This window comes from Fontibacillus panacisegetis (assembly GCF_900102215.1).
Classification (GTDB): Bacteria; Bacillota; Bacilli; order Paenibacillales; family Paenibacillaceae; genus Fontibacillus; species Fontibacillus panacisegetis.
Window position 1 is genome coordinate 26,973 of sequence record NZ_FNBG01000003.1, and the last position, 22,472, is coordinate 49,444.

21 protein-coding genes and 1 riboswitch are annotated in these 22,472 nt (G+C 41.3%); of the genes, 6 read left to right on the forward strand and 15 right to left on the reverse strand.

Annotation, left to right across the window (positions count from 1 at the left end):
• Positions 1 to 41: 41 nt before the first annotated feature.
• The 3 genes from BLS49_RS04135 to BLS49_RS04145 all read right to left on the reverse strand — a co-directional run bounded on the left by BLS49_RS04135 (position 42) and on the right by BLS49_RS04145 (position 2,088).
• Positions 42 to 689 (reverse strand): urea amidolyase associated protein UAAP2, encoded by a 648-nt coding sequence (locus BLS49_RS04135; protein WP_091226969.1) that lies wholly within the window; start codon positions 687 to 689, stop codon positions 42 to 44.
• Entirely contained in the window at positions 686 to 1,429 is a 744-nt protein-coding gene (locus BLS49_RS04140; RefSeq protein ID WP_091226971.1) for an urea amidolyase associated protein UAAP1, read from the reverse strand. The genes BLS49_RS04135 and BLS49_RS04140 overlap by 4 nt, the downstream gene beginning before the upstream one ends.
• A gap of 51 nt (positions 1,430 to 1,480) precedes the next feature.
• A riboswitch (guanidine-I (ykkC/yxkD leader) is annotated at positions 1,481 to 1,596 on the reverse strand.
• A 291-nt stretch (positions 1,597 to 1,887) separates the two neighbouring features.
• The gene (locus tag BLS49_RS04145; RefSeq protein ID WP_220482599.1) at positions 1,888 to 2,088 is read right to left on the reverse strand and encodes a hypothetical protein; all 201 of its coding nucleotides are present in this window, start codon (positions 2,086 to 2,088) and stop codon (positions 1,888 to 1,890) included.
• A 224-nt stretch (positions 2,089 to 2,312) separates the two neighbouring features.
• On the opposite strand from BLS49_RS04145, the gene BLS49_RS04150 reads away from it, so the two are divergent.
• Together BLS49_RS04150 and BLS49_RS24720 are read left to right on the forward strand one after the other, a co-directional pair.
• Entirely contained in the window at positions 2,313 to 2,918 is a 606-nt protein-coding gene (locus BLS49_RS04150) for an RNA polymerase sigma factor (protein WP_091226974.1), read from the forward strand.
• A gap of 46 nt (positions 2,919 to 2,964) precedes the next feature.
• The gene (locus BLS49_RS24720) at positions 2,965 to 3,123 is read left to right on the forward strand and encodes a hypothetical protein (protein WP_175471302.1); all 159 of its coding nucleotides are present in this window, start codon (positions 2,965 to 2,967) and stop codon (positions 3,121 to 3,123) included.
• A gap of 80 nt (positions 3,124 to 3,203) precedes the next feature.
• Here the strand turns inward: BLS49_RS24720 and BLS49_RS04155 are convergent, their stop codons facing one another.
• The 3 genes from BLS49_RS04155 to BLS49_RS04165 all read right to left on the reverse strand — a co-directional run bounded on the left by BLS49_RS04155 (position 3,204) and on the right by BLS49_RS04165 (position 5,716).
• Positions 3,204 to 4,484 carry a hemolysin family protein gene (locus tag BLS49_RS04155; protein WP_175471303.1) on the reverse strand — a complete coding sequence of 427 codons (1,281 nt, stop codon included), beginning with the start codon at positions 4,482 to 4,484 and terminating at the stop codon, positions 3,204 to 3,206.
• A 339-nt stretch (positions 4,485 to 4,823) separates the two neighbouring features.
• Positions 4,824 to 5,273: a spore coat protein GerQ gene (gerQ, locus tag BLS49_RS04160; RefSeq protein ID WP_091226977.1), complete on the reverse strand. Its 450-nt coding sequence runs from the start codon at positions 5,271 to 5,273 to the stop codon at positions 4,824 to 4,826.
• A gap of 20 nt (positions 5,274 to 5,293) precedes the next feature.
• The gene (locus BLS49_RS04165; RefSeq protein WP_091226979.1) at positions 5,294 to 5,716 is read right to left on the reverse strand and encodes a cell wall hydrolase; all 423 of its coding nucleotides are present in this window, start codon (positions 5,714 to 5,716) and stop codon (positions 5,294 to 5,296) included.
• 294 nt (positions 5,717 to 6,010) lie between these two features.
• Between BLS49_RS04165 and BLS49_RS04170 the strand changes: the two genes are divergently transcribed.
• Entirely contained in the window at positions 6,011 to 7,336 is a 1,326-nt protein-coding gene (locus tag BLS49_RS04170; RefSeq protein ID WP_091226980.1) for an FAD-dependent oxidoreductase, read from the forward strand.
• Positions 7,337 to 7,816: 480 nt separating this feature from the next.
• Here BLS49_RS04170 and BLS49_RS04175 read toward each other — a convergent pair whose 3' ends face one another.
• The 4 genes from BLS49_RS04175 to BLS49_RS04190 all read right to left on the reverse strand — a co-directional run bounded on the left by BLS49_RS04175 (position 7,817) and on the right by BLS49_RS04190 (position 11,017).
• Positions 7,817 to 8,224, reverse strand: a complete 408-nt coding sequence (locus BLS49_RS04175) for a DUF2500 domain-containing protein (RefSeq protein WP_091226982.1) — start codon at positions 8,222 to 8,224, stop codon at positions 7,817 to 7,819.
• Positions 8,225 to 8,393: 169 nt separating this feature from the next.
• Entirely contained in the window at positions 8,394 to 8,579 is a 186-nt protein-coding gene (locus BLS49_RS04180) for a hypothetical protein (protein WP_091226983.1), read from the reverse strand.
• A 166-nt stretch (positions 8,580 to 8,745) separates the two neighbouring features.
• Positions 8,746 to 10,029, reverse strand: a complete 1,284-nt coding sequence (locus BLS49_RS04185; protein WP_091226985.1) for a WD40/YVTN/BNR-like repeat-containing protein — start codon at positions 10,027 to 10,029, stop codon at positions 8,746 to 8,748.
• 64 nt (positions 10,030 to 10,093) lie between these two features.
• Positions 10,094 to 11,017, reverse strand: a complete 924-nt coding sequence (locus BLS49_RS04190; RefSeq protein WP_091226986.1) for a polysaccharide deacetylase family protein — start codon at positions 11,015 to 11,017, stop codon at positions 10,094 to 10,096.
• 271 nt (positions 11,018 to 11,288) lie between these two features.
• Between BLS49_RS04190 and BLS49_RS04195 the strand changes: the two genes are divergently transcribed.
• Positions 11,289 to 12,215: an L-lactate dehydrogenase gene (locus BLS49_RS04195; RefSeq protein WP_091226988.1), complete on the forward strand. Its 927-nt coding sequence runs from the start codon at positions 11,289 to 11,291 to the stop codon at positions 12,213 to 12,215.
• A 58-nt stretch (positions 12,216 to 12,273) separates the two neighbouring features.
• Here BLS49_RS04195 and abc-f read toward each other — a convergent pair whose 3' ends face one another.
• From abc-f to BLS49_RS04215, 5 genes are all read right to left on the reverse strand, one after another.
• The gene (abc-f, locus tag BLS49_RS04200; protein ID WP_091226990.1) at positions 12,274 to 14,151 is read right to left on the reverse strand and encodes a ribosomal protection-like ABC-F family protein; all 1,878 of its coding nucleotides are present in this window, start codon (positions 14,149 to 14,151) and stop codon (positions 12,274 to 12,276) included.
• A 115-nt stretch (positions 14,152 to 14,266) separates the two neighbouring features.
• Positions 14,267 to 14,404, reverse strand: coding sequence for an RAxF-45 family protein (locus BLS49_RS24725; RefSeq protein WP_175471304.1), 138 nt, complete (start codon positions 14,402 to 14,404; stop codon positions 14,267 to 14,269).
• 71 nt (positions 14,405 to 14,475) lie between these two features.
• A complete protein-coding gene (locus BLS49_RS04205; RefSeq protein ID WP_091226992.1) occupies positions 14,476 to 16,017 on the reverse strand; it encodes a 2-isopropylmalate synthase in 1,542 nt (513 codons plus the stop codon).
• An 847-nt stretch (positions 16,018 to 16,864) separates the two neighbouring features.
• Positions 16,865 to 18,784, reverse strand: coding sequence for a threonine--tRNA ligase (gene thrS, locus BLS49_RS04210; protein WP_091226994.1), 1,920 nt, complete (start codon positions 18,782 to 18,784; stop codon positions 16,865 to 16,867).
• A gap of 426 nt (positions 18,785 to 19,210) precedes the next feature.
• Positions 19,211 to 20,368: a copper amine oxidase N-terminal domain-containing protein gene (locus BLS49_RS04215; protein ID WP_091226996.1), complete on the reverse strand. Its 1,158-nt coding sequence runs from the start codon at positions 20,366 to 20,368 to the stop codon at positions 19,211 to 19,213.
• A 189-nt stretch (positions 20,369 to 20,557) separates the two neighbouring features.
• On the opposite strand from BLS49_RS04215, the gene BLS49_RS04220 reads away from it, so the two are divergent.
• Positions 20,558 to 21,232 carry a spermine/spermidine synthase domain-containing protein gene (locus tag BLS49_RS04220; protein ID WP_091226998.1) on the forward strand — a complete coding sequence of 225 codons (675 nt, stop codon included), beginning with the start codon at positions 20,558 to 20,560 and terminating at the stop codon, positions 21,230 to 21,232.
• Between the two features lie 24 nt (positions 21,233 to 21,256).
• The gene (xerS, locus tag BLS49_RS04225) at positions 21,257 to 22,333 is read left to right on the forward strand and encodes a tyrosine recombinase XerS (RefSeq protein ID WP_091227000.1); all 1,077 of its coding nucleotides are present in this window, start codon (positions 21,257 to 21,259) and stop codon (positions 22,331 to 22,333) included.
• Positions 22,334 to 22,472 lie beyond the last annotated feature (139 nt).

Consider the following 22,472-nt stretch of genomic DNA (forward strand, 5'->3'; position numbering starts at 1 on the left):
CCCTTTTATCGTTAAGTTTGGATAGCAATTAATGAATAGCACTAATCCCAGATCAGAACACGAATTGGCGTAGGATTGTAGGCGTTGCAAGGATTGTTCAACTGCGGGCAATTACTGATGAGAATAACTGTTTTACAGAGTGATGTAAGCTCCACGTAAGCACCTGGAAAGGAAATGCCGTCGGCAAATGTAAGACCGCCCTCCGGAGTTACTGGCACGTTCATAAAAAAGTTTATGTTCGGAGCTAAATCTCTCTTAGTGTAGCGCTCGTCAAAATTTGAGAGTTGCAACATGAACGTATCTCGGCAATTGTGCATTTGCAGCGTATCGTGAGAGTACCTGACGGTGTTGCTTTGTGCCGAGCATGATCCGCCAATCGTATCGTGACGACCGCATGTGTCCGCAACGATTTCTAGCAATTCCTTCCCGGACTCGGAGCGAAGGATTGATCCTGTAGTCAGGTACACATTGCCTTGTGCTGTAATTGTATTGATTGCGCTGTAATGATCCTCGGGGTCTTCGGCATCGTAAAACAAAGTGTCAGCAGCTTGATTGCCGCATACATCTATAATCCGTATGGTTTGACCGGGTAAAAGCTCCTTCATAAATCCATTTCCTGCGAGAATGGTCTCATCGTAAATCGCATTTTCAACACAGCGTTTACTTTCAATCGGTTTTAAACTGGTCATAGTCTGACACCTCCTGAAAATGCTTGCTCTTGAAGAGCGTAATATTGCCAAGTATTTTCAAATGCCCTGCGATTCTCTGGTCGATAATTCACACAGTAATCCAATGGATTAGAGGGAACTGCCGGAACGGATTCCAATTCTACGCTGGCAAGCGGGTATGTTGTTTCCGGATTCAGGGGGTGAGGAGTATTGGAAATAACCACGAGCACATCCATCTCCATGCGTAAAGTGATAAAATCCCCATCCGAAGCATGATCCTGCTCAAAATGCATCGTCCCATCCTCACCGCAATAAACCTTGGAAAAAAGATTAACGGTTGGACCGAGATCCCGCCGCTGCATACCATTTCTGATCAACTCAACAATAAAATTCTCTTCTCCACTGCGATTCCAGGCATTTCTTTCTTCTTGATATGTGGTGAGACCGTATTTTTCATCAGTCAGCTTTCTTGTCGTATAGCCTCCGATCGGATCATGCCAGCCGAGGGTATCCTCTACAATGGAGGCAAGCACCCTTCCGTTATCACTCAGGAGTACGTTTCCCTTGGTCAAATGTGAGGTGTGTTGAGCTTTTAATGTATCCGGCATATTATATCGCTCTGACAAATCTTTTGCGTGAAACAGCATTAAGGAAACGTTGGAATGTTCCTGCAATGAGGTGAATCGAATGGCTTTACCTCGACCTACGACGCCAGACCATTTTGCACCGGGTTCTAATTTCAGCTTCCAGGCATTGTTCATATCATTATCCTCCTTCGTGTATAGAAAAATAGCAAAGCCCGGGAGATTTGATTCTCCCAGGCTTTTATCCTTCCGTGTTATACCTAAGGATGTTTTCTATCTTTAGGTACATCCGTCTCTCGGACCAGCCTGTGTTAATACACAACGGAACCCTAGACGGTATTGGCGTTCTCTTTGAATCGAGAACTTATTTAGTTCACCTGTCATATAACCTAACATTTAATTGGATTATAAACGTGGTTAATATGTTCAGTCAATACTTATGTTAGGTATTATAACATATTTTTATTGAATTTAACGCCTTTGATTTATTAACATAACATATTATGTTATATATTTCTCAAACAACTATTACTTCTTCCATTTGAAAGAGGTGTGAAATTTAAAAAAAGAGCACCTGGCAAAAGACCTAATTAGTCTATTGCACAGGTACTCTATAATGTGTACTCATAAAATCATTAAAAAGAAAAAATACTCATAAGCAGCACAACGAGCATAAGAATGGAAACTCCGTATATGAGCGTTAATTTAACCAAGTTCTTTTTGGTCCGTTTGTCGTAATCAGGGTTCCCTGATTTGTTCTCCGGTGAATTACCAATAATCAGCGTTGCAATCGCAGCAATGACAACTAGCAAAATTATTGCAATATAAAGCCACACTAATTTATTCACTCCTAGACAAAGTAATCATCATACTTGAAACCGTTTTCTCTTATTGTAATGGAATGTCGTTAATACGTCACTTCCTTTTTATTTAATGAGTCCCAGGAAGGTTTACTTTGATATTTTATGGTAAAACATTCCTTTTATATTAAAAATATAGTAGAATCATTGTTATGGATAAAATAGATAGACACCGCCATTGCGTCGGAGAGGGGAATATCATGCCGGAACGGTTGGATTGGCTGCTCGATGCTGATTTTCATAATCTTGCCGAAAGCGTTCAGGAAGAAGTATATTATGCGTTCTATGACCTTGTGTATGGGGCCATTTGTTATGTAGTTAAAGACCATCAGACAACCGAGGACATTATTCAAGAGGCTTTTCTGAAGGTTGTCGAGAAGAAGCCCCGGTTTGAGCATGAGAGTGCCATGCGAGCTTGGTTGAAAACGGTTGCGCGAAACACAATGATTAATTTTTTGCGAAAAAATAAAAAATACAGTAACCAACTCAATACAGACAGTGTTTATATGAATATAGATCCCACTCAATATGGAAGCACATCTGTAGAGCAAATAGTTGAGATCAAGCTTATGGAAGAAGCGATAATGAACCATTTATATACCCTGAAGCCTGAATACAAAACAATGGTAGAATATCGCTGGAAGCTAGGGATGAGCTACAAGGAAATTGCCGAGGAGCTAGACCTTTGTGAGAACATTGTCAGACAAAGGCTGTTCCGAACCAGAGAAGGGATCAAAAAAATGCTGTTCAAAGAATGGGGTGGCGATTATCTCAATAAACCGGCCCAATCCCGGATATCCAGATGAGTATGAAAGCTTGTTTCAGCTTGCCTTCTTGAGGGCGGTGAACACCATGCCATCCATTACTGCTGCACCTGATCGGAACCGCTCCTGGAATAAAATGAAGGTAAAGCTGTTACAGGAAAAGGATCATATTAATGTTGTGAGCCCGTCGAGTTCTACTGCTGCCGACGAACCTGATCATGACGATTCAATCATGTTTTATTTGTAGATTAGATTAGTAAATTGAATCCATACAAAAAGGCGGGCACTCCATTATCGGAATGTCCGTCTTCATCGTTGTTTTCTATGTTAAGCGCCGGCTTCTTCAATAGGAAGAAATTGCTGCTTTAGCAGCTTTACGCGGGAAATTCTCTTGTTGTCGATTTCTTCCACCATGTATAAATAATCTTCATGCTCTACGGTATCACCTATTCGGGGTGGTAGTATTTCAATTCTGGAATAAAGCCATCCCCCGATGGTGTCATAATCCTCAGAGTCCAGCTCAAATCCAAACCGATCGTTAACTGATTCTATGAGCATAAGTCCATCGATAGAATACGTATCTTCATCGACTTGCTCAATACCTGGACGCTCTTCATCAAATTCATCCTGTATTTCCCCTACGATCTCTTCCACGATGTCTTCCAGTGTAACCAGACCAGATGTTCCTCCATATTCATCAATCAGAATTGCAATTTGCGTCTTGCTTCGCTGCATGCGTTTCATCAAATCGCTAATTTGAATGGATTCTGGTACAGCCATAATCGGTCGTAGAATTTTACGATAATCCTGCGTATTGGAACGAATCAGATCTTTAATATGAATAAATCCAATAATATGGTCCTTGTCGTTGTTGCATACCGGGTAACGTGTTCGTGTACCATCCAGTGCAACTTCAAGGTTCTCATCCAGAGAGTTTTGTGTATAGAGGCAGATCATTTCAGTACGAGGTATCATGATCTCTCTCGCGGTCGTATCCGCAAATTCAAAAATATTATCCATAAGCGACATCTCAGTACTATCAATCAGACCGCTCTCACTGCTCTCCTTCATCATGACTCTGATCTCTTCTTCAGTAAGAAGGGAATCATTTCCTGACCTTGGTGCAATGCCAAACAACCGCAGCAATGCTGTTGATAAACCGTTTAATACCCACACAATCGGGTACATTAATTTGTAGAATACTCTCATCGGTCTAGCGGTTAGTAACGTTACAGTTTCCGCCTTGTTAACGGCAATGGTCTTCGGTGCCAGTTCACCGAGAACAATATGAAGTACAGCAATGATAATAAAAGCAACCGTTATAGAAACAACATGAACAGCTGCCTCTTTAAACCCTGCGAGTTCAAATAGCGGATTCAACATGGCAGCGATAACTGGCTCACCTAGAAATCCTAGTCCTAGTGAACATAATGTAATACCAAGCTGGCATGCGGATAAATAACCGTCCAAATGATTTAGTATGCTTTTAGTTATAATGGCACTCTTTCGCCCTTCTTCGACTAACGTATCAATCCGGCCATTTCTGATTTTTACAATAGAAAATTCAGCCGATACGAAAAATCCGTTAAGCAGAACCAACAGTAACATTAGTCCTAAATAAAAAAGACTCGGTAAAGGGTCACTCAATAGTTTTCCTATTCCCGCTCCGTTCGCAGAGAATAGGTGCACCTCCTTCGCGGTTTAAAATGATAAATATTAATAAATCGATTGTATATCGTCAACTTCCCAATGGGTCCATCTCCCTTGCTTGGCTGTAAATTGATGCCGAAATATGATTTAGTTTAATTATATTATTATACACTACACAGTCAAACCTTTGTGTATGACAGTATTACAAGCTATATCCATACAATTTCTTTAACAAAATATAGAACGGAGTTTCCCTATGTGCAGGAAAACCCCGTTCTATATTAGATTATGAAGGTATTATGCTCTTCTAGTTGGCGGGTTGCCTATTGTGCCTGGATATTGATATACAAGCGGTTGATCAAATGTTGCGTAATCCAAATTTACCATCAGGAGAATGGTGCGCATACCTGTATTTGGATCACTAATAATAATGTGATCGCGTCCTGCTGCCTCAAGTACTCCTTTGAATATTTTGGCATTCCATTCGGAGTTGTTCTCGTATGTCATGTAAAACGTACCGACTTTGCCAAGATTTAAACGTAAAATGTTCTCAATATAAGATTGCTCAAACGTAGGGATTTGTGTAGGAACCACAGTTCCAGTAGTTGTCATTGGGCTGCCGCTTGGAACCTGAGGCGGTGTTTGCTGCTGTGGCATTTGCTGTTGCTGGTAACCAACAGTACCCCAAGACCCTGGATTGCTGTTGCCGATTTTATATGTTACTGGACGATAAGGCTGATTAAACATATGAAATTCCTCCTTAGATATTAATACACACTTGGACAATCTTCTCCGCTTGGGGCAAAGAAACAGTGAGCTCTGAAACGACCGGTATTTTGCTGGTTGTACCATGTATCAGGGCAATCTCCTGCCGGTCTGAAAAACCAGAGAGCATTCGATGCTGGCCATGTTCTCTCTCCATTAATAACTCGCTGCGCGAGTCGGATATCCCGATCACGTGCTCTTTGATAAAAATATCCCTTTTGAGTTGCTTCAAAGCCACCTGGAGATTGAAATACCATATCATTCATATTCCTTATGTTCTTGAAATCAAGGCAATTGCCGAGAATTCTGTTCACACCTACGTTGCCAACCATCATCATTCCCTGCTCACCTTCGCCTTCAGCTTCTGCGCGCATCAATCGAGCAAGCAAACTTACGTCTGATGAGTTCGTTTTAATTACTGCCACGTCACGTCTTCCCCCTTTCCTTCTTGCTGAACGGTACATCATATGTGCAAGTGCCTATCTTGGTGCAAATGAGACAGAAACCTATTGAAATTTATCTGATTTATGATAAGAATCAAAAATAACAAGCGATGTAAACGATTGCAATTTTGAACTTTTGGTGACTTTTTTCTATGGACGCGCTTACATGAATAGCATATACTGAGAGTAAATAAAATTTTTCCAATTATTATTTCTTTTTAGATTCACATCTTTCATCAGGTTCTCGATTCATAAAGCCTTTTAGGAGGTTCTCACATGAAAATCGCGATTATTGGCGGTGGCCTTGCCGGGTTAACTGCCGCTGCTTATTTGTCAGACAGCCCTGATACTGAAGGAATAGTGTTCGAACGCAGCCCACAGCTTGGTGGTCGGGCATTTACGTATGAAAAATCCGGATTTACGTTGAACTATGGAGCTCATGCCGTATACGGGATTGATCGCCATACCCTTCAATTTATGGAGCAGGAATTGGGACTTAAGTTCCAGAGCAAGCAAGTGGATAAACGCAAGGTTATGTATGCCAAGCATGGATCTCTAACCCCTGCCCCACTCGATTTTGTGAATATTATGAAAACCGACGTGCTTACTGCGATGGAAAAAGTTAGGTTTGTGGCGGAAATTGCTGCAGTGATCGCAAATATTCATCAATTGAAGCATTATCCAACCTTGGGAGATTATCTGAACCGTTCGCACGCCTCATCTGATGTTAAAGAGCTTTGGGAGCATCTTGTGAGCTCGAATTTTTTTATTACACCTGAGGATGCAAGAAAAGTTACTGGAGAGGCCATTGCGGAGTATTACCACAACCTTTTCCTTTCTCAGAAGCCTGTCAATTATATTCTTGGCAGTTGGGCAACGATTACGAATCAGCTGGTTGAGAAAATTGATTGTAATGAGCATTGGAATATTGCGGTAAAGGAACCGGTAGAGTCCATTACGAAAGTGAACGGGAAATTTATTCTTAATACTAAGACACGCGAAGCTCTCGAATTTGATGAAGTTATCTTTGCTATGCCTGTGCAGCAGGTAGCAAAATTACTGGAGTCAACGCCTTGGAGCAGCAACATGGAACCTTATAAGAACAATACTTCTACCGAAGTTCTCGTCTATGATATCGGTTTTTCCAAAGTAGTAGCCCGCCCATTCCATTACATTAGTGATATGGACAACAAGCTGTTTATCAGCGATGTATCGGCCACGGATCATACGGTTGTACCAGAAGGTGGCCAGCTACTGCAAGGGATTGCTTATCTTAATGATGATTTTGCCGATGAAGAATTAAGAAAGCAGTATCTGGACAACAAGACACAGCAAATGGAAGTGCTTTTTGATACTTATTATCCCGACTGGCGTGAACATACAGCGGTTAAGCGAGTATCCAAGAAAGCGATGGTATCCAGCGTAAAAAATATTCATTCCAACAAATTGTTGCCTAATCGCGTTCAAGATGTACCATTCCTCTTCTGCGGAGACGGATGCACAGGAAAAGGCGAGCTCGCTGAACGCGCATTTTCCAGCGGTCGTGCCGTCGCGCAAATGCTGCTCAAAGAGAAAGCAAGAACTAAAGCACTTATTCATTAATTGCTGTTTGATTTGAGCAAAGGTGAATTTTCAAGACAAACAAAGAGGCTGTCCCAAAAGTTATCTAAGATAACTTTGAGGGACACTTCTTGTTTAGCAGTGTAAAGGCAAGATATCAGGAAAAGGATGCAAAAATACAGTTTGTTTAAAGTAGCCATGAAAGAATGAACAAAAGCCTGCAAAAATGCAGGAATATGTTTCAGAATAGACTAGTTTGAAGAGAATCCTTAGAGAAAGCCTGCACATTTGCAACAATTTAGGGCATTTAGAGACTTTACATAAACAAAGCCTGTATATTTGCAGGAATTTCAGGAATTCCGCATCATGACACGATTACACATGAGATACGGTCATAGAATTTGTGGCAGGATCAAGCGGTGCAGGGATCAGCTTCCTTGCACCGCTATTTCTAGTTTTGACACTATCTCTACTTTCGGGACAGCTCTTTGTGATATGAGAGATTTTGTCTAACAGGCTCATCTAATATTGACGATGTTGCTGCAAACCGGCATGATATATTTTACTTAAACGTTCAAAACCAAAATATCGAGTCCCTTGAAACTTTAAATTGCCCTCATCACCTTCAGAACATTGGCCATATTCAGGACCCGTTAACAGAAACTCCAAGCGCTCTCCGCTCTCCACTTCAAACGTCACGTAATAGCGAGTGTCCGAGCGATTTACAGTCAACTCAGCATCATGCCTATGGGAGACATCGGTTCGTTTACTAACGATGGTCGAATGAACGATTAGGACAGGTTGCCTACTGTTAACATAGTAACGTCTTAAGCTGCTTCCAACAGACGCAATGATAATGCCTAAAATAATGACAAAGAAGATCGGAAAAGCAGTATTCATCACTCCAAGCATTTCCATCCATGATTGCATCCTTCTCCCCTCCTTCACTAATTTATATGCCGTCCAATCGGAAACTTGTTATTCATTAGAAGTGTAAAATATGCCACCTTGTCCTTCTATGTGAAAAAAATAAATAACCTCCGGCTCCTGGACAAGAACCGAAGGTTATCTAGAATGGTCTGATGATGTTGTTGATGTACTAAGCATAGTAAGTGAGAAGGAGTTGACGAGTTTCTTCTGCTCCATCCATTTCATTGTCCAGAAGGTTCTTATCAGCCCAACATGCTTGGCAAGCTTCTTCTGTTGTACATAAATGAGCGTCTTCACATGTGTAGCAGAATTGAAGGTAATTGCGGGTTACTGTTTCTTGGTTTGCTGTTTTCATATTGAATCACTCCTAAGTTTTTTTGGAGCTTCTCAGCTCCTTTATTTTTGTTTGGTTTGTGATCTTTCTTACAAGTTAAATATATCACATAGTATCAAAATGTAAATGTGATAAATTTCACAAATTGATGAACATCACAATTTTAATTATAAAAATTGACGTGTTCTTAAAGAACACGCCAACTAATTCCTCCATCTTGTGTTTGCAGCAACAATGATCGCTTATGATCGCTTTTGGAAACAAGAAGCCAGCCTACGCTTTCGGAATAGAATTGCATTTTGACTATTTCCCTATATTCAAGCAGTACTTCTGTTAGTTTCTCGCTCTCAGGAAGCGCAACCCAGTCTTTCCCTTGATTCATCGTGTGAAGAACGGTTGTACCTTGAATACTCCACCCTGTTTGTTCGTTTAAAAAATAAGGAGCTTGCAGCTCATGATCCTCACTCTTCACACTCTGCCATGGCAATCCAAATGGCGCTAATGTCCAAGAGGCTCCTGAATCTGATGTAAAGTATCCATTAAACTTCATTGTATCCTCTTTGCTGCAGCCAACGGGTACGTATCCTGACTTAGTGTTATCAGAAAAAAAAGTAGGTGTGCCTACTACAAAGCTCTTGCATTTTGTGTACTTGCTAGGGTTGAAGAATTGTTTATTCTCCTTCCATTGTGCCCCGCCGCTGTTTGTCATGAACAGCTTGGGCTGTCCCTGATCAAGCGTCGTAACATATCCGTTGCTCTTGTTTGTAAATGTCATAGCAACAGCATGCCCAGCTCTTGGAAGTACCAGCTCATTTTCAGTGTTTTCATGAATCAGCGGTGAGCTCATCACTTTATTCCACGAAGCGCCACCATTAACGGTCCGATATAATGTTTTGACTCCATCACTATTTTCTGTGAGAATCCAACCATATTGTTGATCAATAAAATAGATGGCTGATACAGAACTTGCCTCAGGCAGGGATGACATTTTCCAGGTCAAACCGCCGTCAATCGTACGAAGCACGATGGCCTCTCCAGAACCTAGAGAATTACGTACGATCCAACCGTTTATAGGATCAATAAAGAACAAGTCCTTGCCAAATTCAAGGCTGTTCGGGAATTGTACAGAAGACGCAGGTGAAATATTGGTCCATGTTTTTCCTCGATCCTGGGTCAGGTAAAGCCGAAGCTCGTTACGAGTTGCTCCCCAAGCCAATCCTGTAGTTTCGCTTAACAATTTAAAATCAGTAAGCCTGGTTTGTATCTGATATTTCTTGCCTTCTTCAACTTTAGTGTCTACAGCTGTATTGTTGATAGACTCAGGGTTAACGACTGTTAAAGTCTGACCTTCTTCTGTAACGCTGGCTTCTTCTTGAACCGGTGTCATGGCCGAAGGCTGTTGAGAGGTACAGGCTGTTAACAAAATACAAGCCAGCGCTACGCATCCGGTTAGTTTGCACCACCATTTCAAGAAATTCAACCTCGCTTTCAAATTCTAGTTGTCCTACTAATTATATCATATGAAATATAAACGATTACAACCGCTCATCCTTAGCAAAGTTAACCGAAATATGCTGATTCGGTTTGTAGACAGCAAATGCATAACCTTTATTGTGTAAATAATCTATGATTTTAGGTAAAACTTCTACTGTTTGAGATTTCTCATGCATCAAAATAACTTCAGTGTCTTGATCAACCTGTCGTTTAACCTCTTGCAAAATTCGGTCAGGCTTCCCTGTATAATACCAGTCCTTGGAATCTACGGTCCAATCCCACATTTTAAATCCTGCATCAGCAATATCATCAAGAAACTTGCCTTTTATTTCTGGTTTGCTGCCATATGGAGCACGGATCAGTGCAGGTTCATAGCCAAGAATGTTATTAACTAATTGCTGCTCCTTCTGAAACTCTTTGATGAACCTAGCAGAACTACCACTATTATATAATATCTTTTTACTATGCGTCATACTATGTAGCCCAATATAGTTTCCAGCATCATGAGCATCCTTTAGTTTTTGTTCATTTCCCTTTAATTGATTACCGATAACAAAAAAAGTTGCATGAATTCCTTTTTGCTCAAGAATGCTGACGATTTGATTTGTATACTTACTAGGACCGTCATCAAATGTTAAATACACTATTTTTTTCGCTTTAGGGCTGACTGGCTTAGTCACTGGCTGCTGCTTGGTCTCAGTCTGTTGTTGTTCAACTTCAGTTGTTATGTTGCCGTCTTCACTTGAAGTATCTTTAGGCGATGTGGCTTGTTGTACTTTCGTAACATCGGGATCATTTGCAGTATCTGTACTAGATAGCTTTTGTGAAATGATATCCCCACTCGATGAGCCTTTATTCTGACTATAGAGCACCGAACCTGCTGCCGCTATAGAAAATACCAAGGAAATGGCTGATAATATAATCGCTGTAGAAATCATGAATTTCATTTTCTTTTTGTATGACATTTTGTATCACCACTGCCTCTCTATCTCTGTACTTGTATTATATAGCATAATATATTAATAGAGTATCGTCCTTACAGAATGGTTACATAGATGGTTACAAAGTCCTCATATATTAACATTTTTAGTAAGTTAACATAATTATGTTTATGTCGATTATTGAAGATCTTTTTTTCAAATACTAATGTTTTATTTTAAATTTTGGGTGTTTCATGTAAAATGAAGGAAAGCAAAAGTAAACACATTAATTAAATGAAATTAAGGAGATGGATCCATGGACATTCAATTGCGTTCCAGTAGAGTAGTCATTATTGGGACAGGGGCAGTTGGCGCTACTACTGCCTATACTCTATTTCTTCGGGAACGGGCATCGGAAATCGTATTAATTGATGCAAATAAAGAAAAAGCTCTAGGTGAAGCTTTGGATATGAACCACGGCTTGCCTTTTACAGGTGGTGTAAAGCTGTGGGCCGGTGATTACAGTGACTGTGCCGGAGCTGATATCATCGTAATTGCTGCAGGTGCATCCCAGCGTCCTGGTGAAACAAGAATTGACTTGCTGAAACGTAATGCTTCCATTTTTGATACGATTATCAAAAATATTGTGAAATACAATACTCAGGGTATTATCCTTGTCGCAACAAACCCGGTTGATATTTTATCTTATGTGTCCTTGAAGCAAAGTGGGTTCCCTTCCAATCGAGTGATCGGTTCAGGTACATTGCTTGACAGTGCCAGATTCCGTTATCTGATCGGACAAAGCAAAGGCATCAACCCACGCAGTATTCATGCACATATTGTTGGTGAGCATGGTGATTCTGAGCTGCCGCTTTGGAGTTTAGCTAACGTAGCAGGTATCGGACTTGAAATTTCTGAAGAAGAAAAAGTAGATATTTTTAATAATACGAAAAATGCTGCTTACGAGATCATTAATGCTAAGGGCTCTACATCATATGCTATCGGTTTGGCGCTTGATCGGATCATCACCTCCATCCTTCTGGACGAAGGCTCGGTTCTGAACGTATCTACACTGCTCACCGATTATAATGGTGTTTCGGACGTGTATCTTGGAGTTCCAAGTATCGTAGACCGCTCTGGTGTTCGTCAGGTGCTTGATTTGGAGCTTAGTGATCAAGAGCTTCAGCAATTCCAAAGCTCAGCTAACAAGCTGAAGGCAGCTATTGCTGAACTGGATCTGTAATCAACAATGTAATCAATAACAAAGGGAACTTCCTTATTGGAGGTTCCCTTTAGTTCGTTCATTGTATTTCTTTCTGATCATCCTGATATTGAATCCAGTCTTCATAGCATTGATCCAGCGCTTTTTGAAGCTCATGCTGTTGCTGCAATTGAACCTCGTATTTTGTCCAATCTGTCTCGTCAGCATTTTGAGATTGAATGGATTCGATTTCTCGCTCAAGCAGCGCGATCTCTTGTTCAAAATTACGTATTTTCACTTTTTCTTTCGTACGTGGTTCCTGTGGTGACACTTGTTTTTTGTTCTGTACGATCGGCCGCGGCTCATTAACTAGCTGTATTCTCTTTGTAGCTACCCAATCATAATCTCCTTCATAAATGGCCACTTGCTGCTGCTCGATCCATGCTATTTTCGTAAAAATCTGTTGCAGGAAATACCGATCATGCGATACTGCAATAATGGTTCCGTCAAATGCTCGCAAAGTATCTTCCAATACCTCCCGCGATTCAATATCCAGATGGTTCGTCGGCTCATCCAGAATAAGCAGATTAACCTCTTCATACATAAGCTGGGCTAAACGCAGACGCATTTTTTCTCCGCCACTTAGACTTTTAACCTTTTTGAATACATCGTATCCGTAAAAAAGAAACTGAGCTAATATATGTCGCGCTTCCCCTTCAGCAACAGCAACTGAATCTCTGAAAACATCGATTAATCGCGCCTCATCATTGTCGTAGACAAACTTTTGTGAAAGATAGCCCATTTTTACGTTACTACCAATTTTACATGAGCCAAAATCAGGTTTCGTCTCGCCTAAAATAATTTTCAGCAAGGTTGACTTGCCGGTTCCGTTCTCACCAACAATCGCCAATTTGTCCTGCCAGTACACCGAGAAGTTAACATCCTTAAACAAGGGCTTTTCGTAGGATTTTCCCGTCTCTTCAAAGATGATCACTTCCTTGCCGCTTCTCTCTGACGTCTCTAAATTCAAATTCAATTTCTTAGGCGTGATCGGCTTTTTGACTAGTTCGATTTTTGCTAATGCTTTTTCCATGCTTTTTGCCCGACGATGCAGGGAAGCGTTAGGCGGATTAGACTCGTTAGCCCGTTGCTTAAGTCGCTTTATCGTTTCTTTCATCTTTTTAATTTTCTTTTGCTGTTCCTTATATTCTGCGAACTCACGCATCATTTTGGCTTCTTTCTCTTGTACGTAAGCATCGTAATTTCCTACATAAGTACACGCTTCTCCGTCCTCAATTTCAATAACTTTCATAGCGATATTATTAAGAAATTGGCGGTCGTGAGAAACTGCAATGACAGTGCCGGAGAAGTCTCCAAGATAACCTTCCAGCCACTCTATAGCATTCATATCCAAATGATTGGTCGGTTCATCCAGCAACAAAATGGTGGGATTCTTCAAAAGAATTTGGCCTAACATCACCTTCGTTTGCTCTCCGCCGCTAAGAGAAGTAAATGGCTGGTCGATTAGAGATTGAATTCCAAGCCCGGTTGAGACATTCGCTATTTGTGAATCCATCTCATATCCGCCCTGCTGAAAAAATGTCTCCTGCAGCTCACCGTATACTTTTAACGTCTGTTCTGTATCATTGACTGCTGTAGACATCATTTTCTCCAGCTCAGACATCCGTTCTTTAATTTCTAGAAGACCCGAATAGGCTTCCAGCAGCACGGCCTCCACACTCATCCCAGGATAATGTGGAATTTGATGCAGATAACCGATCGTAGACTCCTTCTTTTTAATGATCCTTCCTTGATCCGGATCTTCCATCCCGGCGAGCATGTGTAGAAGCGTTGTTTTCCCGCATCCGTTACGTCCTACAATGGCAACATGCTCTCCTTCTTCAACTTCGATTTCAAATTTTTCAAACAATATATTTCCACCGATAATTTTTTGAATATTTTCAGCTTTAATTTGCATACATAATTCCTCCATGTAACGCACCAAAAGCCATTCAAGCACAAAAAAGACTGCTTGATTAACAAGCAGTCTTCGTCATTTCGAGTTGTCTCGTTATGTGAAAAAGAATGGTCAATCAGCTACGTGTTATTATTTGATTTGCTCTGGAAATGGACAGACTTATCCCGTTAGCCGCAAAATCAAATGTAATGACACGTGCAATATACATAAAAATATCCATTGTCGCACATGTCTTCGTAGTAGATTGAGTCATCTTTTTCACCTCCGTTCAGTCATAATGCTTAATTATAATATATTCTTGTTCATTTGAAAACATTTTTTCCTTTATTGAATAACGATATTACCCTCGCGTTCTCTCTCTTGGTGGTTAACCAGTCGGTTAATAGCTTCCAAATAAGCTTTGGCGCTGGCTTCAACAATATCTGTGCTTACGCCTCGTCCTGATGCCGTATGTTCCCCCTGTCTAATTACGACGTGGACCTCGCCTTGAGCGTCAGTACCATGCGTTACTGAATGAATGGAATAATCGTCAAGCTCAACGTTGACACCAGTAGCTTTTGCAATCGCTTGATACACTGCATCAACTGATCCGTTGCCTACCGCAGCTTCATCTACAACAGTTCCATCTTGCTTAATGATGCGAATAGCGGCTGTTGGCATAGAACGGTTGCCGTAAGATACTTGGATACTATCCATAACAAAAGGACGCGGTCCCTCCATTGTACTATCATCCATCAATGCTCTAATGTCTTCAGACAGAATATTTTTCTTCCGATCGGCAAGAGCTTTAAATTTTGCAAAGGCGATATTGATCCCTTCTTCGTTCAGATTATAGCCGAGATCGATCAGCTTTTCCTTGAAGGCATGGCGTCCTGAGTGCTTCCCAAGCACCAGTCTGCTGGAGCTTGCACCGATAGTTTCTGGAGTGATGATTTCGTAAGTGCTGCGATTTTTGAGCATGCCGTCTTGATGAATTCCTGATTCATGGGCAAAAGCATTCGCTCCCACAATCGCTTTATTGCCTGGAACGCTCATTCCGGTGTACTTACTCACCATGCGACTTGTACGATAGATTTCACTCAGGTTCAAGGACGTTTTGGCTCCGTAAAAATCACTTCTTGTTTCCAGTGCAAGTGCTACCTCCTCGAGACAGGTGTTCCCAGCTCGTTCCCCAATCCCGTTAATCGTTGCTTCGAATTGATCGACTCCGTTAGCAATGGCAGCAAGTGTATTGGCGGTAGCCATTCCCAGATCATCGTGACAATGCGTGCTGAGCTGTATTTTCTCAATACCAGGTACTTTCTCTTTGACTGTTCTAAACATAGCACCGAATTGATCTGGTGTAGCAAAACCAACAGTATCCGGCAAATTGACAACTGAAGCGCCTGCCTCTATTGCCACTCTGGTTACTTCACAAATAAAATCAAGCTCAGTACGGCTAGCATCCTCTGCTGAAAATTCGATCCGGTCAAAAAACTTCCGACCATAACGAATTGCAGCTTCAGCAGTCTCCAGCACTTTCGCACGATCCATCCGCAGCTTATATTCCCGATGAATCGGTGACGTTGCCAGCACGAGGTGCAGACATGCATTTTCTGCATCTTTTAGCGCTTCATAAGCGGCATCTATATCCTTCACATGACAGCGGGCAAGACTGAGCAATGTCGCATTCTTTACTTGTTTTGCCACTTCACGAATACTTTCAATCTCACCTGGCGAAGTTGCTGCAAACCCTGCCTCGATCCGATCTACTCCGAGCCGTTCCAGTTGGAGCGCAATCTCCACCTTCTCATTTGTCGTCAAGCTAACTCCCGGTGATTGCTCACCATCACGCAATGTTGTGTCGAATACATAAATTTTTCGCACTGTCTTTCCCACCTTTAATTAGTTTTGTATATAGAAAAAACCTCTTTCGCTCTGTGACAGGCAAAACAGGTCCTGTCACAGGGGCGAAAGAGGTTGCTTTCACGGTACCACCCTGATTCACCGTTATTCACTAAATAACGGTCTTTGTGCAATTCATGCTATCTAAATCCATCCTTTGCATGATTGCAGTACGGTAACGAGTACGAATCGGCGATCCCTAGTGATGATAATAAAGTAAAAATGCTGCTTGCTATTATTCATCATCATTCGAAGATCGCAGCTCGAAGGTGAGAAGGCGTTCGGATTAAGACGGTGATTTCAGCTTGCTCACCGCTCTCTGGACTTAAGAGCCTGTGCCTATTCCTTGTCATTGCCACAATATAAATCAAAAACCCCTTTCATCCCGCACGCAACATAAATCACGTGTCTTAAGGGACGAAAGGGGTTAACTTCCGTGGTACCACCCAGATTCACCGGCATTCCACAGGGAATGCACAGCCTCAGGAGAGCGAGCACTTCGCTTCTCACGCACGGTAACGAGTGCTAATCGGCCATCCCTACATCATACGGTTCAGGATAACAGCTCCAAGGCGAGTCGGCGTCGGGATTAAGACGGTGATTTCAGCGTATTCACCGTTCTCTGAACATAAGAGCCCATGTTGCCTGATCCTTTTCACAGCCAGTAGTTGTAAACTTGGTGCTATTATATGCCGATCTACAAAAAATAGTCAACAAGCTTTTCAAAATATTTATTAATTAATGTCATTAATTATAATAGTTAATGTTATTAATTAATGTAGATTCAATTCCTTATTTTGTCCTTAGAACGGCGGTAACCAAGCAGGCTTTAATCTATCATTTTGTCTCGAATTTCTTCTCGAATTGTATCTATAATGTTCAAAATTTTTATTGTGCCGAGATCACCCTTTTCCCGCTTCCTGACAGATACGGAGCCTGCATTTTTTTCATTCTCGCCAACCACCAGCATATATGGAATCTTTTCGAGCTGCGCTTCGCGAATTTTGTAGCCAAGCTTCTCATTGCGAACATCAATCTCTACTCTAATTTGGACTTCTTCCAGCATTTGTTTCACTTGCAAAGCATAGTCGACGTAATTCTCTGACACAGGCAGTATTTTCACTTGAACAGGGGCTAGCCATAGAGGGAATGCACCGCTGAAATGCTCGGTTAAAATTCCGATGAAACGTTCAATCGATCCATACAAAGCACGATGAATAACGACAGGTCGATGTTTGAGGCTGTCCTCGCCAATGTAGGAGAGGTCAAACTTCTCAGGCATTTGGAAATCGAGTTGAATCGTTCCGCATTGCCAGCTTCGCTTTAGCGCATCGAATATGTGAAAATCTATTTTGGGCCCGTAAAATGCGCCATCGCCTTTGTTGACATGATACTCGATTCCCAGATTATCCAGCACATTCTGCAAAGCTTGCTCAGCCTGATTCCACAGCTCCTCTGAGCCCATTGAATCCTCAGGCCTTGTAGAAAGCTCGACCTTATATTCAAAACCTAAAACTTGATATACGTGATCAATCAAAGCAATGATTCGGCTAATTTCTTCCTCAATTTGCTCTGGTAGTACAAACAAGTGCGCATCGTCCTGACAAAATGTACGCACCCGCATCATCCCGTTAAGCGCACCGGAGAATTCGTGCCGATGTACCTGACCAAATTCAGATAATCGAATCGGTAATTCTCTGTAGGATCGTAATTTGTTTTTGAAAATAAGCATGTGCCCCGGGCAGTTCATCGGTTTTAACGCAAATTTAGTTTCGTCTACGTTCGTGAAGTACATGTTGTCCTTATAATGATCCCAATGGCCTGATTGCTCCCAAATCCGATTATTCATCATAAGTGGTGTACGTACTTCCTCGTAATCACGTTGTCTCTGCAATTCGCGTGAGAAGTTCTCAAGCTCTGTCCGGATCGTCATTCCCTTTGGAAGAAAGAAAGGCATGCCTGGTGCTTCTTCCGAGAACATGAACAATTCCAGCTCTTTCCCGAGTTTACGATGATCACGCTTTTTAGCTTCCTCAAGAATGTGCAGATGTTGATCCAGCTGAGCTTTTTTCGGAAATGCAGTTCCATAAATACGCTGCAGCATCTTGTTATCAGAATCGCCACGCCAATATGCACCTGCCACACTCATAAGCTTGAAGGCCTTGATCCGACCTGTGGATGGAAGATGCGGCCCCCTGCATAAATCCACGAATTCACCTTGCTCGTAAACCGTGATTACCGAAGCCTCCGGCAGATCATGAATAAGCTCTACTTTTAGCGGTTCCTCTAAATTGTGAAAAATCCTGATTGCTTCCTCACGACTGACAACTCGACGTACGATGCGGTGATCCTCTTGAATGATCTTCTCCATCTCTTGTTCAATCGCTGTCAGATCGTCAAGGGATAATGGCTGATTTATATCAATATCATAATAAAAACCGTCCTCAATCACGGGTCCGATCCCAAGCTTGACTGCCTCAGCACCATATACTCGTCTCAGTGCTTGAGCCATTAAATGTGCTGTGCTGTGTCGATATATCTCTAATCCATCCTGTCCTTCAAGTGTAACAATTTCAATCAGGGTGTCAGACTCGATGGGATGGTTAAGATCATAGAGCTTTCCATTCATTTTTCCGGCAATGGCTGATTTCTTCAGGCTTGCACTGATGGACTCCGCTACTTGATCAAATGTGGTTCCTTCTTGATACCTCCTAACATTTCCATTCGGTAAAGTTACCTTGACCTCCATGACTTATCCTCCATTCTGAATTCATAATTTTGAACGCAAAAAAACGCATCTCGTCCTCAAAGGGACGAGTGCGTTCATCTCGTGGTTCCACCCTAATTTGATCTGCAGCAAGTTATCACTCGGGAATACCTTCCAAAGTTAATGCTACAAAATCCTTATTGGTATCCGATATCGTAGATAAAACGGCGCCGCTTACTATCGCGAATACTGATCAACGGGTTCAACGCCACGGCTACAAAGTGGTAATTTCAGAGCCGTGACTGGAGAAGCTTGCAGCGTTTGCCCCTCTCTCTGTACAGTCCGTGCAGGAAATCATGTCTTTGATTCTCGCCATATGAAATGATAATGGTGTTATTTTACTTTTTTATTAATCATAAAGTCAAGAGGTTTTTTACCATGACTACGAAAATAGTTTATTACCTAACCTTATTTTTCATCAAGCTTGTAGGTAAAATTGTGCTTTTGTCCATCAAAAATGCTGTTGTAGGAAAAGAATAATACACCGTCTTTTTCCCTTTCGAACTTGATCTCATCCCCATGATACGGAACATCATTATGCTCTGCGTATTCTTGTTCTTGTCCATTTAGCTGTTTGTATAACTGAACCGTATCAAGCGTTTGCAAGTTAATCAGGGTTAACAAGCCGGTACTGTTAGGTCTGACAAGCGCAAAACCTTCTCCAATTCCCTCCACGGAATAGATTTCATCCAAACCGACTATTTTAACTAAATCGTACTCCAGCTTGACCTCTCCTGCCGAATCTAACACATAAAGCATTTTTCCGTCTGTCATCACAGGCCGATCACCCAAGTATGTCACATTAAACACAAAACGTTGCCAGTAATGAACTTTTGTTTGTTTTACTAATGAGCCGTTAACCATTAATGCAGAATATAGATTTGTGTTTATCATAGGTTCGCCGTAACTATCGGTTAAAATTAATTGTTCTAATTTCCCAGAAGATACCAGATCTAAATTACTAAATCCTTTAATATCAAGCGTCATAATCCCCGCTAATTTAGCTTCAGCAATAGAACTGGAAGCATAGTGAACCTCGCCATTCGTGCGGTTTAGCCAATAAAAATGAGAAGGCCCTCTTACCATCATAAGGCTGGTATTTGGAGTTACCTCTACAAATTGATCTCTTGAATTCCAGTTTACTTTAGCCTGCATCAGCTCTGCTACGGAGCGAATAGATACATAAACTTGGTTATTTTTGATAATCGGGGTATTGGCAAGCTTAACCTCTTTATTATTTCTAGTTGCAGTAGCCTTACCTAGCGTCATTATGATCTTCTGACCTGGCTGTGAAATGGTGATTTGTTTGTTCTGACTGTTCCAGGTCACTGCAGAGCTTAGCCCGTTGGATACCTCCCTCAATGGAATGTAGACTGTTCCATTCCGTAGAAAAGGCTGTGACTGGACAGAATATGAACTACCTTGAATAATAATCGATATGTTTTGTGCTTGATGGCTGCTTGATACGGTTTGAGCAGTAGCTTGCGAACTGTTTTGAGAAAACAATAAAGATGTCATACAGCCTGTTAGGATGCATGTTTTTATGAGAATACTTTTTAAATTCACAATTTCTCCAACCTTTCCATACTTTAGTTCCACAAATATAAACGCAAAATAAATAATATTGTTTCATAGTAATGAGAAAACAGCCTGAAATTTGACATCCACTTCCAATTTATCTATAGTCAAAGTTAACTTGGAGCTTACATCTGCAATCTGATGTTCTAGTGGAAGGCAATGGAGGTGCAGCATCACATGAATTACAGCAATTGTCCTGTTGAAATTATTGAACGAGCAATTACACCAAGAGGGGAAATCCAGTTACAACGCAGAGGCGAGTATTTTGAGGTAATAAGCAATGGTACATTTCTGATGGCGACATATAACGGCGAGTCAGAGCGACTGCTCGTTCGCAGCGCACTTCAGCATGTAGCAAATCCGAAGACTGTGCTTATAGGCGGGCTTGGTGTTGGTTTTTCACTTCAGGAAGCTCTGTTGGATAAACGTATTAAGCAGGTTACTGTTGTTGAAATTGAGGAAAAAGTAATTGAATGGAACAGGTCTGTCCTTGGCCCTGCTTCAAATTATGCTTTGTCACATCCTAAATGCAAATTAGTAAATGATGATCTGATCTCCTGGATACAAGAAACAGGGGATTCTTTTGATTTGATCTGTCTCGACATTGATAATGGTCCGGATTGGAAAGTGTTTGAGGGCAACAGCTTACTCTATGATGAATTGGGCTTGAAGACATTAACTCAAAGGCTTAATCCCGGCGGAAGTATTACATTCTGGAGCGCAACGCCGTCTCCGAATTTTAAAGATCTATTAGAATCGTTCTTTGGAGAGGTTTTTGTATACGAAATCCCCCAATCTCATGGTGATCCCGATTACATTTTCCTTATACAGAATGATACAATAGCTCTATAACCGCATCTTGTGGAGGTGTACCGAATGAACATACAAAAGATAATTGATCGCAAAAGGCTGGATGAAAAAACGGTACATATGCCTTGGTTCGTTCAGCAGTTTATTGATTATAAACTACCCGACCTCTCTCCTTCTACTCTGCTGGAATATGTAAGAGATTATGAGCAGTTTTTTGGATGGTTAAGAGCTGAAGGCTTGTCTGTAGCGGACAATAATGCGGGTGTTACTCTTCTGGAGCTAGAGACACTGCATATGGAGAGTGTGGTAGGTTATCGACTTCATTTAACGACCAGAACCGAAGGGACGAATTCCAAAATTACAGTCTCTCGTAAAATGTCTTCCCTTCGCTCACTATTTCATTACTTGAGTCAAATTGCTGAAGACGAGAATTTCTACCCGTTGCTCAAGCGTAACATTATGGCCAAGGTGGAAATCAAACGGATTCATAAACCAAAGGATACCGCAGCCAAGCTTAAAGGTAAAATCCTTGAGGAAGATGAATTAATAGAATTCATCAGCTATATTGCTGAGGGTTACGGTCAGGATATCCATGACAACAAGCAGGCACTTTATTCCTATGAGCAAAATAAAGAGCGCGACGCCTGCATTGCGAGTCTGATTCTGAATTCAGGGTTACGGGTATCGGAAGTTGTGAATATGAATGTAGATGATTTAGATCTCGCTAACAAGCTGCTATACGTTTTTCGTAAAGGCAACAACGATGAATCATTTAAGACGCCTGTATATTTCCGGGATCAATCTAAAGATGATTTATCCCATTACTTAAATTTAAGAACGACACGATATCGTACACCCAAACGGGAAAAGGCGCTCTTTGTCGCCGTTCCGAACGGGCAAAAAGAGGGCAAACGCATGACAAAACGCGCCATTCAGGCGATGATCATCAAATACGCCAAACGGTTTGGCAAGCCATATTTAACGGTTCATAAACTTCGGCATTCTTTTGCTACCGACTATTATTTACAGAACGATATTTATAAGACCAAAGAACAGCTTGGACATGCTTCTACCGAAACAACAGAAGTATATGCGCATTTGACTGACAAGACGATGTCTGAAGCGATTGAACGTCGTGCATAGAGTGAAGGTTTATTACAGGGACTATCTCCATAATTTCTAGGAATAGTCCTTTTTGACATATTTTCAAACTTAATAGAAAATTATTGACCACCTATCAAATATATGATTATATTGATTTGTAATATATTAACAAAATATG

Excerpts from the sequence above, each read along its gene's own strand:
- BLS49_RS24725 (WP_175471304.1), bottom strand. The coding sequence starts at position 14,404 with ATGACTCAATCTACTACGAAGACATGTGCGACAATGGATATTTTTATG.
- BLS49_RS04155 (WP_175471303.1), bottom strand. The coding sequence starts at position 4,484 with ATGTTACTGTTGGTTCTGCTTAACGGATTTTTCGTATCGGCTGAATTT.
- xerS (WP_091227000.1), top strand. The coding sequence starts at position 21,257 with ATGAACATACAAAAGATAATTGATCGCAAAAGGCTGGATGAAAAAACG.
- BLS49_RS04140 (WP_091226971.1), bottom strand. The coding sequence starts at position 1,429 with ATGAACAATGCCTGGAAGCTGAAATTAGAACCCGGTGCAAAATGGTCT.
- BLS49_RS04220 (WP_091226998.1), top strand. The coding sequence starts at position 20,558 with ATGAATTACAGCAATTGTCCTGTTGAAATTATTGAACGAGCAATTACA.
- BLS49_RS04195 (WP_091226988.1), top strand. The coding sequence starts at position 11,289 with ATGGACATTCAATTGCGTTCCAGTAGAGTAGTCATTATTGGGACAGGG.
- BLS49_RS24720 (WP_175471302.1), top strand. The coding sequence starts at position 2,965 with ATGCCATCCATTACTGCTGCACCTGATCGGAACCGCTCCTGGAATAAA.
- BLS49_RS04170 (WP_091226980.1), top strand. The coding sequence starts at position 6,011 with ATGAAAATCGCGATTATTGGCGGTGGCCTTGCCGGGTTAACTGCCGCT.
- BLS49_RS04180 (WP_091226983.1), bottom strand. The coding sequence starts at position 8,579 with ATGAAAACAGCAAACCAAGAAACAGTAACCCGCAATTACCTTCAATTC.
- gerQ (WP_091226977.1), bottom strand. The coding sequence starts at position 5,273 with ATGTTTAATCAGCCTTATCGTCCAGTAACATATAAAATCGGCAACAGC.
- BLS49_RS04175 (WP_091226982.1), bottom strand. The coding sequence starts at position 8,224 with ATGCAATCATGGATGGAAATGCTTGGAGTGATGAATACTGCTTTTCCG.
- thrS (WP_091226994.1), bottom strand. The coding sequence starts at position 18,784 with ATGGAGGTCAAGGTAACTTTACCGAATGGAAATGTTAGGAGGTATCAA.
- BLS49_RS04190 (WP_091226986.1), bottom strand. The coding sequence starts at position 11,017 with ATGTCATACAAAAAGAAAATGAAATTCATGATTTCTACAGCGATTATA.
- BLS49_RS04150 (WP_091226974.1), top strand. The coding sequence starts at position 2,313 with ATGCCGGAACGGTTGGATTGGCTGCTCGATGCTGATTTTCATAATCTT.
- abc-f (WP_091226990.1), bottom strand. The coding sequence starts at position 14,151 with ATGCAAATTAAAGCTGAAAATATTCAAAAAATTATCGGTGGAAATATA.
- BLS49_RS04135 (WP_091226969.1), bottom strand. The coding sequence starts at position 689 with ATGACCAGTTTAAAACCGATTGAAAGTAAACGCTGTGTTGAAAATGCG.